Here is a 16,490-nt window from a genome sequence, read left to right on the forward strand (position 1 = left end):
GCGCGATCGGCCCGAGACGGATGACCTGCGGGGAAGTGCTCAGCAAAGGGCTTGAGCTCGGATCGGCTCATGGCACGACGGGCCCCGGACACGCCGAAGCCGCAGGCAAGATCGTTTCTTCACCTGCGGCTCACAGCGGGGCGGGCAGGACTCGAACCGGTTCGGTGACGCGTCCGTGCAAGGCGTAAGCCCGCCCTCCTCAGGCCACGGGTTCCCGGCCGGCCGGCAGCCGGCCGGCCCTCCATTCCCGGGCCTGCCGCCGGCACGTCCGCCCGTCGTGGCCGGGCGGGATCAGGGTGCCGGCGGGGAAGGCGACGATCGCTCCGAGCAGGACCAGGGGCTGCGATCCGTACGTCAGGCCGACGGCCAGGGCGGCTCCGCCGACCACACCCGAGGCCGCGGGTCCACCCAGCGCCACCGCCAGGTTCCGCGCGGCCCCGAGGTCCTCGTGCGACACGGCCATCGAGCCGCCCTGCCACTCGGCCCGCAGTTCTCGCGCGCCGAGGAGCAGCGCCGTCCGCGCGTGGCCGTATTCGTGTACGACGACACACAGGGGGACGGCGACGAACCCCGCGAGCACCAGGAACCGGAACGCCCAGCCCGCCGGCCATACGCACACCAGCATCAGTCCGGTCGCGAGGGCCAGCCAGGCCAGGGGCCTACGGCCGTGGACGAGGGCGACCAGAACCAGGCGCAGCAGTATCACCGCTCCGCCGTCCGTGCGAAGTCACGGTCCTTGACCCGCATCACCTGCTGGACGGCGCACAGGGCGGCCGCGCAGACGAGCAGCCAGTGAGCCGCGGTCGCCGCTGCCGTGGAGAGCGCCTCCACGGAGGAAGCGAGCCAGAACAGCCCACCCAGGGCTGCTCCGCTCATCAGCCCGCTGACCAGCAGTGTCACCCGCTTCTCCGCGAAGTCGGCGGTCACCGTGGCGAGCCCGAACAGCACGCTCAGCGCACTCCCGGCGAGCGCCATGGAGAGGATCACCACGTCCCGGCCCGCTTCGAAGGGAACCAGGCTGACGACGCGCACGGCGATGACGGTGAGCAGCCCCACGGCGATCGCCCCGAAGGCGTTCTGCCGGCCCCAGAGGGAGAAGCCGCGGGGGTGGATGGCGTAGATCCAGGCGTTGCCGGCGAGTCGGAACGGGGCGAGACCGGTGATCAGGGAAGAGATCCCGCAGACGCCGAGCAGGAGCAGCGAGGCCGTGGCGTCCTGGAGATAGCCGAGGTGGTACAGGACCGCGATGGCCGCGGCGGCGGCGAGGGAGACGGAGGTGGCGGAGATGTAGAGGGGGTCGCGCAGCAGTTGGCGAGCCTCCGTCCGGGCGCCCCTTCCCGGCAGCCGGACGAAGCGCAGCCGCCACGGGGCGCCGCTCTCGTTGTTGCGCGCGGTCGTGCCCGCGAAGGAGAGGACGTACGCGCAGAGCAGGCCCCAGAGGGAGCTCGCGAACACCGCCAGGAGAACACCCGGGAGGGTCTCGGGGACGCCTCCGGTCACGGCCAGCGGCGGACACAGGACGTACAGGCCCGAGGTGCGTCCGGCGAGGACCAGGCCGATTCCGGTGATGAGGAGGATGCCGCAGAGCGAGGCGCTGACGGACTTCACGCCGAGCGCGTCGTTGGAGGACCGCATGACCAGCGCCGTCAGGGCCTGGACGGCGAGCGTGGTCACGGTGGCGACCAGCGCGGTGAGCGCCGAGAACAGCAGGGCCACGGCGAGCGCGAGCCAGAAGGAGGTTCCGCCGGAGGCCTGCACGCGCGTGAGGGACAGCACGGTGACGGGGCCGACCAGGAAGGAGGACACGGTCATCGCCGTGACGTACGGGGGGATCAGCTCGCCGAGGGCCCGGTTCCAGCGGCCGACTCCCTTGGAGACGGCGAGGACGCGGACGCCCGCCGGCTGGAGACCGAGGATGTCCAGGATCAGCGTGGCCCCCGAGGCCGCGGCCGCCATGCCGGCGAGCGCCGCCCGGTTGACCTCCTTCAGCTGGCGATCCTGGAGCACGGTGAGGGTCTGCTCGTGCACCAGCGGGGCCAGCGCCTGGACCTGGAAGGCGACCATGGCCAGACCGAACACGAACAGGACCAGGAGTACGGCCGAGGTGATGACGGGCGAGCGGTCCAGCATCTGGCGCACGGTGTTGCGCTGGGACCGTGCGGTCGCCCCGGCGATGGCGAGGGCGGGCCGGAGCGAGCGCCGGTTCGGGGGTCTGCGGGACGCGGGCTCGCGTACGCGCGCGTACGCGAGTAGAGGGGCGGGGGCGGCGGGAGCGGGGGCGGGAGCGGGAGCGGCCCTCATGCGCCCGGCTCCATGAGCGCGGCGAAGATGTCGTCCGCGGTGTCGCCGACGTTCTCGAGGCCGCTCAGGCGCAGCACCGCGGCTTCGAGCGTGGCCGTCCCGGCCGCGTCACTGATGGAACGGGGAGCGCCCTGCGCGACGAGCCGCCCGTCGGACAGCACCACGATGAAGTCGCATTCCCGCTCGGCCGTGTGCAGGTCGTGGATGGTCACCAGTGCGGACCGTCCGGAGCGCGTCCAGGTGCGCAGCGCGAGCCGCAGAAGCACGGAGCCCTCGACGTCGAGGCCGGAGAAGGGCTCGTCGAGGATGAGCAGCGGGGCATCGCTGCTGAAGGCTCCGGCGAATTGCAGACGCCGCTTCATGCCGTGGCTGTACGAGCCGACGAGCTTGCCGAGCGCGCCGTCGATGCCGAAGATCTCGGCCAGCCGCTCGGCATTGCGCATCAGGTTCCGGGGGCGGTCTTCCAGGCCGGCGATCAGGCCCAGGTACTCGTGTCCGGTGAGCATGTCGGGCATGGGCAGTTCGTCGGGCGCGTACGACACCATGCGCTTCGCCCGGTCGGTGCCGAGCTTCTCCCCGAAGACCCGGCCGCTGCCGCCGCTCGGTTCGGTCAGCCCGATGACGCAGCGCAGCAGGGTGGACTTGCCCGCGCCATTGGCCCCCACCAGTCCGCACACGGCGCCGGCGGGCATGGTGACGGTCACGTCGCGCAGTGCGTGGCGGCCGCCGAACCGCTTGCTCAAGCCGTCCAGAGCCAGCGGGACCTCACCTGCGGAGTCACCGGCGCGGGCAGTGGCGCAGGCGCTCACAAAGCCGCTGTTGGAGTCGCTCTCGGACACGCTCTCGAAGACAGCGGAGTCACTGAGCGGCATGGCCGTCACCCCGCTTCCTGGACAGCGCGGCATACGTCACCGGGAAACAGGCGACGCCCAGCGCGGCGATGACGAGCGGGAAGGACGCGGAGGGCTGCATGCTCAGCTGGGCGTCCGTCTGCACGTACTCGATGAAGCCGGGCACGCTGACCGACCCGTCCCGGGACATCGCGTACATCATGGACAGCACCAGTGCCGCCAGGCTCAGGGCGGACCCGCCCAGGAGCGCCAGGAGGGCGGACTTGACGATCTTCTTCACGCTGGGTCCAAGAGGTCGTGGTACAGGGGGAAGGGGGGAGGCTCGCCCCCGCGTCAGGGACGCGGGGGCGAGCCGGGCATCCGGCTCAGAACTTCTCGCAGATGATCTTGAATTCCCAGACGCGCCAGCCGTTCGGGCCGCTCCACTTGACGCGGTCGTAGCCACGGCTGACGCACTGGTAGGCGACCAGAGCGTAGGAGACGATGCCGGCGACCAGGACGACGGCGATGGCGATGATCAGCACGATCTGCCAAATGCGGTGCGCGAGGAAGCGCGGCTCGTCCTCGGTGCCCTTGGCCTTGGCCAGCGCCATGGAGGCGTGCTGGGCCAGGGCGTCGGGGGCGTTGGTGGCGAGGATCTGGGCCTGGGTGGCAAGACGCAGCGGCGTCTCGCGCAGGGCGGTGAGCACCTGTCGTTCCTTTCGATGGGATCGATACGATCGAGCAGGTGCCCGCCCCGATTCGAGCGGGGCGGGCACTCGCCCGGCGGCAGCACCGCCGGGATGCCTTGATCCTCGGCGCTCGGCCCGTCCGTGGACACTGCCGATCGCGCGCCTCCTTTGGTTGGTGTGCGGGATAATTCGGCCAATACCTGTCCGTCCACTGCAATCCCGCGCGGTCAGAGCGACCGGAGCGGCCGGAGCGCACCCGTTCAGGCCTGAATCCGCACTGAAATGCCTCTGGGGCGTGGCTGATTGTCTGGGGTAGGTTTCCTCCCGACCACGGCTTATGCAGTACTCAGGGGGATTCACCTTGGACCACGTCACCGTCATTCACCACCATCCATGGATTCGCAGGGGTCTCGAACAGGCCCTGACCGAAACCGAGTTCGCGGTCACCGTATGCTCCTCCGCAGAAGCGGGAATCGCCGCCGTGCGCGATCGGCCGCGGACCAGCGTTCTCGCCGCCGACGGGCTGCCGGGACTGGATCGGCTCCTCACCGCCATGGGCGGGCGGGAACTCCGGCAGGTGCCGGTCGCGCTGATCGGGGACCCGGACACCATGGCGCAGCGGCCCCAGCCTCTGCCGCCCGGCGTCTCCGGGTTCTTTCCCGAGGACGTGGAACCCCGGGCTCTGGCACACGCCGTGCACACCATGGCCGCCGGCGCGGCCGTGCTCCCGCTGGCGATGCTGTGGTGCTCGTTCATGCGGAGCCCGAAGCTGGGGCACGAAGACAAGACGCCGTCCTCGCTGCTGACACTGCGTGAGCGCGAGATTCTCGCCCTGATCGGCGGCGGGCTGACGAACGTGGAGATCAGCGGCCGCCTGGGGCTCACCACCTCGACGGTGAAGGCGTACGTCAGCAACATCTACTTCAAGATCGGCGTCGACAACCGGGTCCGCGCCGCCCTCTTCGCCCACGGCATCGACCTGCCGGCTCCGGCCGGGTACGTCCCGGCCTACGCCGACACCACGATGCCCGGCGCCGCGGCGATGGTCCTGCCCCCGTCGCGCGGCGCCCGCTCGGGACCGTGCATCGCGTGAACCCTGCGGCGGTGCCGCGGCGGTCGCCCGCTTCTCGGTGAGGCGGGCCGGGGCACAGGACACCGGCGGCAGCGTCACTCCCGTCCCGTTCGCCTGACCCACGAACGAGACGGGAGTGCAGGCTGCCGACAGGGGCCGGCGCCTCGATCTAGGCCGCTCTCTTCCCCACCCGTACCCACGCGGCGAACTCCTCGATGCCGTCGATGAGCGCCTCGAAACGGAAGGAGTGGAAGAGGTCGAAGGCGTGGTGCCCGCCCGGGAGTTCGACGTACACGACCGGCGAGGTGGAGGCGGAGCGCAGGGCCGTGACGAGGGCCTTGGGGTTCTCGGTCTCCACCAGCTCGTCCAGGTCGCCGTGCGCGATGAGGAACGGTGGCGCGTCCGCCCGGGCGAGGTTCACCGGCGAGGTCGCCGGATCCCCGTCGAAGTACGTCCCGAGATAGCCGTTGAGGGCGATGGCGGCGGTCACCGAGGTGTCCGCCTCTTCGAACCCGGGCTGATAGGCGGGTTCGTTGGGGGTGAGGGCGGCGAGCGCCGCCATGTGCCCGCCCGCGGAACTTCCCGACACGAACACGCCCGCCGCGGGATCCGCGCCGTACGCCTTGGCGTGCTCGCGCGCCCAGGCGATGACCTTCTTCGAGTCGATCAGATGGTCCGGGTGGGAAAAAGCGGGCCGCAGACGGTAGTTGGCGCTGATACAGACCCAGCCCTGGCTCGCGAGCCGGTAGAGCAGGGGCAGTGACTGGGTGTTCTTACGGCCTTGGTCGTAGTGGCCGCCATGGAAGTGGATCAGTACGGGGCCGCCCTCGGGGCGCGAGCGGTGATGGTAGACGTCGAGGAGGTTGCGGCGGCCCGCGTCCCCGTAACCGAGGTTGCCCACCCGCTTGACGTCGCGGCGGCGGCGGAACACGGGCCTGAGCAGAATGCGCGCCAGGGGCGGCCTGCGACGCGTGGCGGTTCCGGCGCCGAGCGCCTCGTCCAGGGCGCGCCTGACCACCGCCGCCGTCCGTATCCCACGGCGGGCGACCACCACGAGCCCGGCGGCCGCAACAGCGGCCAGAGCCACGGCCGCCCAGTCGGCAACCGTGGCGATGTCGCCCTCCACGAGGGCCAGCGTCGTCGAGGCCGTCAGCGCGTAGAGGACGACGTGCGGTATCTCGTTGAAGACCAGACCGAGCCGGTAGCTGACGAAGAAGAGCGGCTTCGGCCCGCGGATGCGCACCAGGCAGAACACCGTGATCAGCGCGGCCAGCACCGCGGTTGACGCATAGCCGACAGCCATCGGAACCACTCCCCCTCGACGCCTCTACCGAAGTACCCCATCTGTAGTTCCACGGATGGGGTACCAACGAAACCGCCTGGGCGCTGTGCCACGGGAGCGGTCGGCCAGGAGGGACAGGTACCGGCCGGTGTCGCGACACTGTGACAAGGATCAGGCTTCATGCCCGGGCGCTGCCGGGTAGGCAGTGCCTTGACGGCATGACGAGCCGGAAGGGGTGGGGAGTTGTCGGAAGTGGAGGCTTGGGGCGAGGTGCTCGACACGGCACTGGCCGAGGCGGACCTGGCGATCGGTCTCGTAGGGGAGGACGGCGCCGAGGAGAACGACTGGGCGGCCGAACTGGTGGAACTCCTGGCGGAGAGGACACCGGCGCTGAACGTACGGCGGATCAAGGCGGACCCGTTGACCCAGGACCTGGGAGCGGTCCTTGCGATCGTGCTCGGGTCGAGCTCGGTCACCGTTCTGGCCGGCGGGCTGGCGGCCTGGCTGAGGCGGCGCAATACCGTCAGCATGGTGCTCAAAAAGCGGGACCGTCACGGCGCCACCGTCGACGTGACGGTACGGGGGCGCCCGGACGAGCGGATCGAGAAGATCGTGACCGAGTTCCTGAAGAAGTAGGGGACGGGGGACGGCGTGCTCGCACCTGGTCGTACCCTCGCGATCACGACCGGGGCGAGTGAGTGGCCCCTGCTGGAATCCTTCGATGCGGCACCCGCCTTCACCAACGCGGCTGCGAGCATCAGTGACTACGTCGGCGCCCGTGGACTGGGTGTTCCCGAGGAGAACGTGCTGGATCTCTTCGGGAAATCCAACTCCCCGCAGCAGTACGAGCAGATCATCGCGTTCCTCGACGGCCGCATGCAGGCCCTGGGGGCGCCGCACGGGGAGAACCTGCTCATCTTGTTCTTCTACGTCGGTCACGGTGCCTTCTTCGGCACCGCGCGCGACTACTGCCTGCTGCTCGCGGACACCCGGGGCCCCCTGGAGGCCGACACCAGCCTGAGGGTCGGCTCACTGGACCGGTTGCTGCGGCTACGAGCCCCTCTCAGCGCGCGGATGCTGTTCCTCGACTGCTGCTTCGCGGCCGAGGCCGCCCGCATCATGCAGGGCGCCATCGAGCAGGTCGTCGGGGCCAAGACCGACGAGATCCTGGAAGTCTCGCCCCTCGACCGCGGCGTGGCGCTGTTCTGCGCGGCGAGCGCCCGGGACCCGGCGCGGCTGGCCGGCCGGGACACCCACACGCTCTTCAACTGGGCGCTGTTCGAGGCCCTGCGCAACGGCGATCCGCTGACACCCGGCCCGATGACACTTCACCATGTCGCCGAGCTGGCCGGCGCCGCCCTGGACGGGCTCGGCCAGGAAGGCGTCCCGCGGCCCGAGGTACACGTACCGAATCAGGCCTACGGCGACCTCGCGGCGGTGCCGCTCTTCCCCAACCCCGCGGCTCCGACGATCAAGCCGGCTCCGCCGGCGGACCAAGCGGGCAGAGCCGGGCCCGAAACCCAACGCGAGCCGGAACCCGTCCCGTCGCCGGTGGCGAAGGAGGCCGCTCCGCCACCGCCGGGAACCAACGTGCTGGTGCCGCAGACGGACAACTTCATGATCTGGAAGGCCGTGACGTGCAGTGCGGACGGCCGGTACTACGCCGGGCCGCGAACACACTTCGGAACCCCGAAGGACTCGTTCTCGATCCAGGTCGTCGAGGCCATGACCGGGCGGCCGCTCCATGACGCGTTCCACCGCATCCACCACAGCTTCGACCATGGCGAGGTCAGTTCGCGTGACCAGCTCCTCGGCCTGGACTGCCTGGGCCGGCTGTACGTGAGGGACCTGGCGGACCATCGCGGAAGCGGAACAGAGCTCCTGCTGGCGTCGGACGTGCGATCTGCCGGCTTCCATCCGAACGGGACCCTCGTCGCGAGCGGCCGCGCGGGCGGGCTGTCGTTCTACGCCGCAGGCGGCTTCGACAAGGTGGCCACCCTGCCCCAGTACCGCGCCGGCTCCGAGTTCGGCTTCTCGGCCGACGGCTCGGTATTGGCAACGTTCGGCATCGGCAAGGGCGTTCAGTTTTGGCACGGTTCCGAACGCGACGGCGCCTGGGTTCCGGAGAACATGCCGTTCGCCGACTGGACCGTACCGGCCCCGTACCGGGAATCGGCCCTCAGCCCTGACGGTACGGCGCTTGCCGTTCTGCGGGAGACCGACCGCGTGGAGGTTCTGAGCACCCGGGATGGCAGCCCGCTGTGGCGGGCCACCGTGACGAGCGGGCCGGGCCGTCCCAGGATCTGCTACGCCGGAAGCAGCCACTCCGTGGTCGTGATGTTCTCCGGTGTCTACCGGGGCATCCTGCGCAAACGCGTGGACACAGGCGGACTGGTGATCCTTGACGCGGCCACTGGCAAGACCACCCATGTCTTTCCCGCGACCGCGCTGGTGACGGACATGGCCCCGTCCCCGGACGGACGCTCCGTGCTCGTTTGCGAGGACGGTCTGCTTCGGCTCTGGTCGGTGCCGTAAGAGAGTGAGGGCGAGACCTCGCCCTGGAGGGCGATCGTGTGCGCCGTGGCCCTCCCCGCCTTCAGCTCGGTGATCGAATCGGCAGGAAAGTAGCCTAAAAATCTATTCTGGAGAGACTGCCTCACCAGCCACACTCTCCGCATGAGCGGTCGCACACCCGGCGAACAGCCGAACCCCGATGAGCAGTGGCCCTCGACACCCGTCGGCTTCGGGACCCCACCCGAACCCGGCGGCTACGGCACTTTCGGGCCGCCGCCGCAGCCGTGGACGGTCGCACCGGGTCCCGACGCCGATGCCGGAGGTCTCTTCACGGGCCGGGTGGCCGTGGTCGTCGTCGCGGCGATGGTCGCCGTCCTGCTCATGATCGGCGGCGGCGTGTACCTCATGGCGGGCACGCCCGCGAAGCCCGTAGCGCAGGACGACAAGGAACCGGCCGCACCGTCCGGTTCACCCTCGATCGATCAGGGCGACGGCAAAGGGCCTGGTGTCGGCCGCGACGTCTACGATCCCAACGCCGACATCCAGCCAGGTCAGGCTCGCGTCTGGCTTCGCGACAACCAGACCCAGGTCGTGGGTGGGGGAACCTCGCAGTTCGGCCCCTGGCGGGTGGGCGACGTAGTGGTCAAGGCGATGTTCAAGGAGGTCACCGCCTACGCGGTGGCCGACGGCAAGGAGAAGTGGAAGGTCTCGCTGCAGACACCGCTGTGCGGGGCTCCGCCGGCCCCCTCCGCGAACGGCAAGCTGGTCCTCGGTGTCCATGAGAGCGACTCGTTGACGTCCCAGTGCACGGATCTCCAGCAGATCGACCTCACCACGGGCAAGGCGGGGTGGAAGACACCGGTTCCCCGGGAGAACGGCTTCGACACCACGCGGGAGTTCCACTTGGCGATCACCGGTGACACCGTCGCCGTCGCCCGGACGGCCCACATGAGCGGCTTCTCGGTCGCGGACGGCAGGAAGCTCTTCGGCACGTCGAACGAGAACGGCTGCTACCCGACCGAGTTCGCCGGGGGCTCGCGCCTGATCGGCGTACGCAACTGTTCCGAACAGGTGATGCTCCAGGAAGTGGACCCGGCGACGGGCAGCCCCAAGTGGAGCCACATGTACGACAAGGGCTGGAACCTCGGCCGGATCCTGTCCGTGGACCCGCTCGTGGTCGCGGCCTACCACAAGGACAGGAAGGCCTGGAACATCACGGCGTTCACCGCGGACGGCAAGGTCCGTTCGCAGAGCGAGGCGGCGTTCGGGGTCAGCGGCCGCTGCAACGGATGGGGCAACGCGAACGGCCTCCAGGAGTGCCACGCCGCCGTGGCCGACGCAGACACGCTCTACATCGGGGCGGGCAAAGTCGGTAAGGATCTCGGCATCGACGACACCAACCAAGTCGTGGCCGTCGACCTGAACACGGGCAAGGAGAAGTGGCGCACAGCCGAGCAGCCCAAGCGGCGCACCATGTGGCCGCTCGCGGTCGAGGACGGCAGGGTCGTCGTGTACATATCGCCCGGCATCGACGAGGGGGGCTCGGTCGTGTCCCTCGCCCCTGGCGACGGCGCCTCGCAGCCGCTCCTTCAGAGCCCGGCCGCGGCCGCCGGCGCCGAGGACGTCTTCTACACCTCCGCTCTCCGCATCGCCTGGACGGGCGGACGGCTGTTCCTGCTCAACGGCAGGGTCTACAGCCCGGAGCCCCGGAAGGCGAGCCGCGCGATCCTCTCCTTCGGCAAATAACCCACGTACGAAACCAGTGAGGGGCACCATGCAGGACGCCGAGCGGTGGAGAAGAGTGATCGGGATCTACGCCCTGACAGCGGTGGCGGTCACCGCTGCCGTCGTCGGCACCCTGGTGGTCGTCGACAAGGCCGAGGACCGTGCCGCCGCCGCCTCGACCGTAGGCTGGAAGACCGTGGTCAACCCCCAGCACGGCACCGCGTTCGACGTCCCGCCGGACTGGGAGGTCCTCGCGCCCGAGGTATTCAGCGGCTATGCGGACCACAAGGACCCGGACAAGGTCCTCATCGGTCACACGGCACCCGCGTTCTACAAGTCCAAGTGGTGCAGCATGGACGGCGACGGCGACGGCGTGGTCACGGACACCAGGCTCGGCACCACCGGCACCAAGGGAGCCGACGGCGCCAAAGACACCGCCGAGGTGGCCGAGAAGAACGCACCGGTATGGGTCTACGCCGCTTACACCCAGCCGGACAAGAGCATCGTGCAGTGGGACAAGCCGGTGGAGTACACCACGAAGTCCGGAATCAAGGGAACCTACGTCAAGGCCCACTCCAAGGGTGCGAAACAGCCCCACCGCTGCGCCGGCGACGGCAAGGCGATCGTCTTCGGCTTCCAGAACTCCAAGGGCGGCTTCGTCGCCTGGGACTTCTACGGCCGCACGGGCGTCCCCGGCACCGTCAGCGACGACCTGATCATGCGGATCCTGAGCACGGTCCGCCTGTCGGGCGACCCGAAGGAGCCCACCCCCATGCCGTGAGCAGGACACTGACAGACCCGGCCCATGGCTCGAAGCCCCTGACGTCGACTGTCAGCCTTCGCCGGGCACCCCCCGCAGCTCGATCCTCAACGCCACCGGGTCGCGTACGGACTGCACGCTCACGTAGGTCACCACCGACTTGCCGGGGGCTATCTCACCGCCGGAGTCCACGGTTCCCTCCCACAGCGGCTTGGCCCCCTCGCCGCGCGAGGAGTACACGCTCAGGCGCATCTCGACACGCCGCTGCGCATCGCCGGGGTTGGTGAGCACGACAGGGATCTTCGCCAGGCGCATGCCCTGGTCCTCCCATACCGCCTCGTGGGCGGTGGCGACCGTCTCCCCGCCTTCGCGGCCGGTGGCGACGCCAGGCCCCAGGTCAGCGCGTTGCAAAGCAGTGAGGATGTCGCCGACGGGCCGCTCGGCGGGCGCCGCGGTGGCAACCGTTGCGGGGTCGCCGAGTTCCGCTTCCATGCTTCTGGCGAACGTCACCCCGCCCCACACCGTGCCGCCGGCGATCAGGCCGCCGATGAGCAGAACCGCTCCCACGCCTTTGTAACGGGCCACGATCAGCCTCCCATTCTCTTGCCGGCCTCGCTGACGGCAGCCTCGCTCTTGTTCTTGATGGAGTCGAGGACGGGCCGCTGCTCTGTGATGACCGCCGTTTGGATCTTCGACTCCTCGGAGAACCAGGTTCCGACCAAGCCGGTCTCAGCCTTGCAGTCGATCTCCGCCAGGGCCAGGGCGATCTCCTGCGGGCCGGCGGACGCGCCTTCGGGGCGGGTGACGGAGCGGGCAGCTTCGAACGGGTCCTTGAAGCCGGGATGGCCCTTGCCGGTCATGCAGGCCGACCAGTCCTTGAGCGCGGCGACGACGGCGGGAGTCTTCATCGACTCGGTGAAGCTGTTGCCGTTCAGCTCGGAGACGCGGGTCAGCTCGTCGGCGGTGGGGGCGTTGATCTCCTGATCGGCCCATCCGCCGCAGCCTCGTTCGTGGATCTTCTTGCCGTTGTAGCTCTCGCGGGCCTTCTCACGCGCTTCCATGGGCGTGTTCGGCGCCGCCTTCTCGCCCTGCCCGGTGAGGCCCGTGCGGCCGGTGAGGACTTCGGTCTGGACCGCGTCGAGCTTGGGGAGCTGCTGCTTGGTGCGGGGCTTTACGTCCCCGGGCAGGCCGTAGCCGTACGTGGCAGCGTTCTCCCGGTCGGTGAGCCCGTAACGGCGCTCCATGTTGGCGTCGTTCTCGGTCGGTGAGGGGTTCAGACCCGACGCCGGGAGATGTACGTCAAGTCCGTAGGTCTTCATGCAGTCCTGGGCGAGCAACCGCTTGCCGTTCCCGATGGTGACCGTGTCGGCGTAGTCCTGCATATAGGTTTCCAGCGGCAGGTTCAGGCCCTTGGCCAGGCCCCGCCCGGGGGCGGAGGGCGGGAAGGCCTTGCTGTCAGCGACCGGGCTGGGTGCGGCGGGGGCGGCGGCAGGGGTCTGTTGCGATCCGCTACCTGGTCGCGGGAGGGATCTCCTGGCGGGCGATGCCCGCGGACTTCCCTGCCCGGGGCCGGGTCTATGCCTTCTTCCGCCGCCGGCGCGAGCACGGGCTGATCGCCGAGTTCCACGACCGGCTGCGCGGGCGGGTGAGGGAGCGCGAGGGCCACCAGGCGGAGCCTTCGGCAGGCATCATCGACGCGCAGTCGGTGCGGGCTGCGGCCTCGGTGCCGTCCGGGTCGCGCGGCTACGACGGCGGGAAGAAGGTGCCGGGCCGCAAGGGCGCATCGTGACCGACACGCTCGGTCTGCTCCTGGCCGTCGCGGTCACGGCCGCGACATCGGCGACCGGGACGCTGCCGTGGGCCTGCTTTCGCGGCTGCGTCGCCTGCACCGCGACATCACCCTTGTCTGGTCCGGCGGCGGTTACACCGGCCCCATCGTCGACCGGTGCCGTCAGAAACTCGCCCTGACCTTGGAGATCGTCAAACGCACCGACGACATGGAGGGATTCGTGGTGCTGCCGAGGCGGTGGGTGGTAGAGCGCACCTTCGCGTGGCTGATGAACTCCCGCCGTCCGGCCCGGGGTTACGAGACACCTCCCGCGACCAACGAGGCGGTGATCCAGTGGTCGATGGTCACACAGATGAGCCGGCGACCGGCACGGCCACGGGCTGCCGTCCTGGCCGAGCCCCTCGCCCCACCCGACCACGCACCCACGGCCATGCTCTGAGGCCGGCCGTCGTCACCGCAGCCTGCCCTGACACCCGCCGGGGCGGGCCCACCTCAAGAGGTTCGCCCGACGCCCACGGGTTCGGGCATTCGACGAGGAACGGGAGAGACCGGGGATGTGACGCCGTCCGGACAACGGCCGTGGGACCAGTCACCACGCATCCCACGGGCGAACCGAACAAACCCCCGGTCGCAGGCCTTCGGGGGCCGCAGCGGACAGGAATCGCCTCACGGTCGCTTCACCGACACGGGGATCCCACCGCCGCGAGAACTACGTTTCCGCAGGTCAGAAGGTTTCTTCTGACCTGCGCGAGTGGGGCGGGTGGGACTCGAACCTATTTGCGTGACCCGTCTCACCTGGGGTTTTCCCAGAGAGTCGGACATTACCGCCCGTTTCGATCCTGCTCGATCCTCCTCGGCCTTGCCGAATTGGACTTGGTGAGGCGATCGCCTCACCAACATCCTGCGTCGGCTGCACCATCGGAGACTGGAACCCGCACCGGCTACCTCCGCGCCCGGCAACCAGGTGCCGCCCGGTACGGAAGAAGGGCAACTGAACCAGAAGCCTGCGTTGGCGCCTTCCGCCATCGTCACACTCCTTCGGAGGCGAAAGCCCTCGCCGGAAGAGCGAACGTTGCCTGAACCTCAGTCGAGTCTCTTGCGCATTTTGACCGAGGTCGTCTCGTATCCGAGCGACTCGTAAAGGCCGCGGGCACCCGTGCTGAACCCGAAGGCACTGAGGCCGAGAGTATGAGCGCCCTGCGCCCGGGCGTATTCCTCGCCGAGGACCATGGCCCTTCGCCCGAAGCCCCGACCACGCTTGTCAGCGTCGATCAGGATGTCCCAGATCCACCAGGCGCCCGCGTCTTCGCTCCTGTCCGGTCCGATCCAGAGGTAGCCGACGGCTACCCCGGCGTCATCGACCACGTCGAAGACCACGTGCCCTGGGTCCGGTGCACCGGAGGGAAAGGAGCGCGCCATACTTTCGGCCGCATGCCGGTAGGCATCCTCGGGCGTCTGTCCCATGGTGACAAGGTCATTGGCGTACTCGTCGCGACAGCGTTCGAGCCAGGCAGGGAAGAACCGGGCGTCCAAGCGGCGAAGAGATATGGGCATTGGATCAGCGTCCCACACCGCCGATGCTGGATGGCATCGCCCCCACGAAACGGTCGCGACACCCCACCAACAGGGCGAACGTTGCCTGATGCGGCACTAGATGATCGATTTCAAGGGATGTCGGCGACTGCGTACTGAGGTCCCGCTGGTTCGAGGTGGTCGGGCTGGTCCGTAGATGGCGCTGTCGGCCTTGGCGATCAATGCCCAGTACCGGTCGCCGTAGGACCAGTGCCACCACTGGGTGGGGTAGTTGATGAAGCCGGCGCCGACCATGGCTCGGGCCAAGAGGTCGCGATTGCGGCGTGCTCGGTCTGATAGTCCTGAGGCGTCCAGCGGACAGTACTTCCGTCTCCGGTTTGCCGAACTCCGAGCCGGCGACGCCTTGGACCTGTCCCGCGCCTCCGTCGACGGCTCCCACCTGCGGGTCCTGAAGGGCGGAGACGCCACCGGGCCCTCGTCAGTGGACCGGGGCAAGACGGGCAGCAAGTACCACGTCATTGTCGACGTCCACGGCATGCCCCTGACCGCCACCGTGACCGGTGGCAACCGCAACGACGTCACCCAACGCCTGCCCCTGATACACGCCGTACCGCCCATCCGCGGCAAGCGCGGACGACTCCGTCAGCGCCCCGACGTCCTCTACGCCGACCGCGGCTACGACCACAACGTCTACCGCGGCCAGGTCCGTGAGCTGGGTATCCGCCCGCTCATGGCCCGGCGCGGCACCGGACACGGAAGCGGCCTGGGCAAGAACCGCTGGGTCGCGAAGCGGCCTTCGCACTTCTGCGCTGGTTCCGCCGACTGCGTATCCGCTGGGAAATCCGCGCCGACATCCACCAGGCATTCGTCACCCTCGGCTGCGCGATCACCTGCTGGCGGCGCCTCAAAAAGCAGTGCTGATCCGAGCCCTCAGCCCGAACCGGCGGCCAGTGCCTCGCCGAGCGGGGTGCGCCGGTAGAGCACCGACCGTCCGGACCGGGCGCGGACGAGCAGCCCCGCGCCTCGCAGGATGGCGAGGTGGTCTCCCACCGCGCCGGGTGCCATGGCGAGGCTTCGGGCGAGGTGGCTGGTACTGGCCGGGGCGTCCAGCGCCAACAGCAGCCGGGCCCGAGCCCGGCCGACCAGAGCGGTCAGCGCGTCCGGTTGGGGGACGGTCTCCGGTTCGCCCCACAGGGCGGCGGTGCCGCGGGCTGGATAGACCAAGGTCCTGGGCCAGGGGTCTTCCAGGTGGGCGGCGATATGCCCGACGAAGACCGAAGGGATCAGCAGGAGCCCGTCGCCGGCGAGGCGGACTGTTCCGCCTCGGAAGAAGCCGATCTCGATACCGCCGGCGCGCCAGGCGACGCAGGGGTGCAGGCTCTCGATGGTCGCGGCCCATCCGTGTTCGCCGATCACACCCACCTGGTGCACGACATCGCGCTCACAGATCGCGCGCAGTTGCGGCCAGTCCGCGGCGAGCAGCTCGTGCCACGCCTGGTCCATCGCCTCGGCGATCCTGGAGACGGCGTCCGCCGAGTCCAGCACTGCGCGTACGCGGGGATCACGGGCGGACGGGCCGGTCGCGGTGGCGGCGAACTCGTGGCGAGCCCCTTCCAGCGGTGTGGCCCGGATCGCGGCCAGGTCGTCAGCCCAGGTCTGGTTCAGGCCGCGCGGGGGCGGGGCGACGAAGTTCGGTCCGCCTTGCGGGGTCTGCAGCGCGAGGGCGGCGTTCAGTTCGGTCTCGCGGCGAAGCCGTTCAAAGGCCGGCATGAGCCGGGCGGCCCAGGCTCGCGGCAGCGGCTGGCCTTGGCCGGCGAGCGAGCGCAGCAGCAGGCAGAGGTCCAGTGCGGGCGACAGTGCGAAGCGGCTGCGCAGCAGGTCCTCGACGGAGACTTCGAAGCGCAGCACCCTGCGAGGCTACCCCGGGACGTCTGTTCTGATTCGTCCAGCGACGAATCATTGGTGAGTGGCGTGGGCGCACGGCGAGGCTGG

General features: G+C 69.6%; 18 protein-coding genes and 1 pseudogene. 8 read left to right on the forward strand and 11 right to left on the reverse strand.

Features of this window, described 5'->3' with window-relative positions:
- Window positions 1-199: 199 nt before the first annotated feature.
- From OG247_RS14290 to OG247_RS14310, 5 genes are all read right to left on the reverse strand, one after another.
- Window positions 200-706, reverse strand: a complete 507-nt coding sequence (locus tag OG247_RS14290; RefSeq protein ID WP_327252609.1) for a hypothetical protein — start codon at window positions 704-706, stop codon at window positions 200-202.
- Entirely contained in the window at window positions 703-2,301 is a 1,599-nt protein-coding gene (locus tag OG247_RS14295) for a hypothetical protein (RefSeq protein WP_327252610.1), read from the reverse strand. Before OG247_RS14295 ends, OG247_RS14290 begins: the two co-directional genes overlap by 4 nt.
- Window positions 2,298-3,173 (reverse strand): ABC transporter ATP-binding protein, encoded by an 876-nt coding sequence (locus tag OG247_RS14300; protein ID WP_327252611.1) that lies wholly within the window; start codon window positions 3,171-3,173, stop codon window positions 2,298-2,300. The genes OG247_RS14295 and OG247_RS14300 overlap by 4 nt, the downstream gene beginning before the upstream one ends.
- Window positions 3,160-3,432 carry a hypothetical protein gene (locus OG247_RS14305; protein WP_327252612.1) on the reverse strand — a complete coding sequence of 91 codons (273 nt, stop codon included), beginning with the start codon at window positions 3,430-3,432 and terminating at the stop codon, window positions 3,160-3,162. Before OG247_RS14305 ends, OG247_RS14300 begins: the two co-directional genes overlap by 14 nt.
- 85 nt (window positions 3,433-3,517) lie before the next feature.
- The gene (locus OG247_RS14310; protein ID WP_327252613.1) at window positions 3,518-3,841 is read right to left on the reverse strand and encodes a hypothetical protein; all 324 of its coding nucleotides are present in this window, start codon (window positions 3,839-3,841) and stop codon (window positions 3,518-3,520) included.
- Window positions 3,842-4,304: 463 nt separating this feature from the next.
- Here OG247_RS14310 and OG247_RS14315 point away from each other — a divergent pair, with 463 nt between their 5' ends.
- On the forward strand, window positions 4,305-4,916 hold the full coding sequence (locus tag OG247_RS14315; protein ID WP_327252614.1) for a helix-turn-helix transcriptional regulator: 612 nt from the start codon (window positions 4,305-4,307) through the stop codon (window positions 4,914-4,916).
- A gap of 148 nt (window positions 4,917-5,064) precedes the next feature.
- Here the strand turns inward: OG247_RS14315 and OG247_RS14320 are convergent, their stop codons facing one another.
- Window positions 5,065-6,198 carry an alpha/beta hydrolase gene (locus OG247_RS14320; protein WP_327252615.1) on the reverse strand — a complete coding sequence of 378 codons (1,134 nt, stop codon included), beginning with the start codon at window positions 6,196-6,198 and terminating at the stop codon, window positions 5,065-5,067.
- A 231-nt stretch (window positions 6,199-6,429) separates the two neighbouring features.
- Between OG247_RS14320 and OG247_RS14325 the strand changes: the two genes are divergently transcribed.
- The 4 genes from OG247_RS14325 to OG247_RS14340 all read left to right on the forward strand — a co-directional run bounded on the left by OG247_RS14325 (window position 6,430) and on the right by OG247_RS14340 (window position 11,197).
- Window positions 6,430-6,813 carry an effector-associated constant component EACC1 gene (locus OG247_RS14325; RefSeq protein ID WP_327257473.1) on the forward strand — a complete coding sequence of 128 codons (384 nt, stop codon included), beginning with the start codon at window positions 6,430-6,432 and terminating at the stop codon, window positions 6,811-6,813.
- 15 nt (window positions 6,814-6,828) lie between these two features.
- On the forward strand, window positions 6,829-8,712 hold the full coding sequence (locus tag OG247_RS14330) for a hypothetical protein (RefSeq protein WP_327252616.1): 1,884 nt from the start codon (window positions 6,829-6,831) through the stop codon (window positions 8,710-8,712).
- 141 nt (window positions 8,713-8,853) lie between these two features.
- The gene (locus OG247_RS14335; RefSeq protein WP_327252617.1) at window positions 8,854-10,437 is read left to right on the forward strand and encodes an outer membrane protein assembly factor BamB family protein; all 1,584 of its coding nucleotides are present in this window, start codon (window positions 8,854-8,856) and stop codon (window positions 10,435-10,437) included.
- Between the two features lie 28 nt (window positions 10,438-10,465).
- Window positions 10,466-11,197: a hypothetical protein gene (locus tag OG247_RS14340; protein ID WP_327252618.1), complete on the forward strand. Its 732-nt coding sequence runs from the start codon at window positions 10,466-10,468 to the stop codon at window positions 11,195-11,197.
- Between the two features lie 51 nt (window positions 11,198-11,248).
- Here the strand turns inward: OG247_RS14340 and OG247_RS14345 are convergent, their stop codons facing one another.
- On the reverse strand, window positions 11,249-11,761 hold the full coding sequence (locus tag OG247_RS14345; RefSeq protein ID WP_327252619.1) for a hypothetical protein: 513 nt from the start codon (window positions 11,759-11,761) through the stop codon (window positions 11,249-11,251).
- Window positions 11,762-11,763: 2 nt separating this feature from the next.
- A complete protein-coding gene (locus tag OG247_RS14350) occupies window positions 11,764-12,558 on the reverse strand; it encodes a hypothetical protein (RefSeq protein ID WP_327252620.1) in 795 nt (264 codons plus the stop codon).
- 161 nt (window positions 12,559-12,719) lie between these two features.
- Between OG247_RS14350 and OG247_RS14355 the strand changes: the two genes are divergently transcribed.
- On the forward strand, window positions 12,720-12,965 hold the full coding sequence (locus tag OG247_RS14355) for a hypothetical protein (protein ID WP_327252621.1): 246 nt from the start codon (window positions 12,720-12,722) through the stop codon (window positions 12,963-12,965).
- A gap of 67 nt (window positions 12,966-13,032) precedes the next feature.
- Window positions 13,033-13,404: a transposase gene (locus OG247_RS14360; RefSeq protein ID WP_327252622.1), complete on the forward strand. Its 372-nt coding sequence runs from the start codon at window positions 13,033-13,035 to the stop codon at window positions 13,402-13,404.
- A gap of 644 nt (window positions 13,405-14,048) precedes the next feature.
- Here the strand turns inward: OG247_RS14360 and OG247_RS14365 are convergent.
- Together OG247_RS14365 and OG247_RS44805 are read right to left on the reverse strand one after the other, a co-directional pair.
- Window positions 14,049-14,519, reverse strand: coding sequence for a GNAT family N-acetyltransferase (locus tag OG247_RS14365; RefSeq protein WP_327252623.1), 471 nt, complete (start codon window positions 14,517-14,519; stop codon window positions 14,049-14,051).
- Between the two features lie 96 nt (window positions 14,520-14,615).
- Entirely contained in the window at window positions 14,616-14,966 is a 351-nt protein-coding gene (locus OG247_RS44805; protein ID WP_442813612.1) for a M15 family metallopeptidase, read from the reverse strand.
- Between OG247_RS44805 and OG247_RS14370 the strand changes: the two are divergent.
- Window positions 14,869-15,419, forward strand: a pseudogene (locus tag OG247_RS14370) (IS5 family transposase); the annotation flags it as partial. The gene OG247_RS44805 and the pseudogene OG247_RS14370 sit on opposite strands and share 98 nt — an antisense overlap.
- Before the next feature lie 9 nt (window positions 15,420-15,428).
- Here OG247_RS14370 and OG247_RS14375 read toward each other — a convergent pair.
- A complete protein-coding gene (locus OG247_RS14375; protein WP_327252624.1) occupies window positions 15,429-16,406 on the reverse strand; it encodes a winged helix-turn-helix domain-containing protein in 978 nt (325 codons plus the stop codon).
- Between the last annotated feature and the right edge of the window lie 84 nt (window positions 16,407-16,490).

Source organism: Streptomyces sp. NBC_01244 (assembly GCF_035987325.1).
Taxonomy (GTDB): domain Bacteria; phylum Actinomycetota; class Actinomycetes; order Streptomycetales; family Streptomycetaceae; genus Streptomyces.

Excerpts from the sequence above, each read along its gene's own strand:
- OG247_RS14355 (WP_327252621.1), top strand. The coding sequence starts at position 12,720 with ATGCCCGCGGACTTCCCTGCCCGGGGCCGGGTCTATGCCTTCTTCCGC.
- OG247_RS14365 (WP_327252623.1), bottom strand. The coding sequence starts at position 14,519 with ATGCCCATATCTCTTCGCCGCTTGGACGCCCGGTTCTTCCCTGCCTGG.
- OG247_RS14350 (WP_327252620.1), bottom strand. The coding sequence starts at position 12,558 with ATGCAGGACTACGCCGACACGGTCACCATCGGGAACGGCAAGCGGTTG.
- OG247_RS14295 (WP_327252610.1), bottom strand. The coding sequence starts at position 2,301 with ATGAGGGCCGCTCCCGCTCCCGCCCCCGCTCCCGCCGCCCCCGCCCCT.
- OG247_RS14300 (WP_327252611.1), bottom strand. The coding sequence starts at position 3,173 with ATGCCGCTCAGTGACTCCGCTGTCTTCGAGAGCGTGTCCGAGAGCGAC.
- OG247_RS14340 (WP_327252618.1), top strand. The coding sequence starts at position 10,466 with ATGCAGGACGCCGAGCGGTGGAGAAGAGTGATCGGGATCTACGCCCTG.
- OG247_RS14335 (WP_327252617.1), top strand. The coding sequence starts at position 8,854 with ATGAGCGGTCGCACACCCGGCGAACAGCCGAACCCCGATGAGCAGTGG.
- OG247_RS14320 (WP_327252615.1), bottom strand. The coding sequence starts at position 6,198 with ATGGCTGTCGGCTATGCGTCAACCGCGGTGCTGGCCGCGCTGATCACG.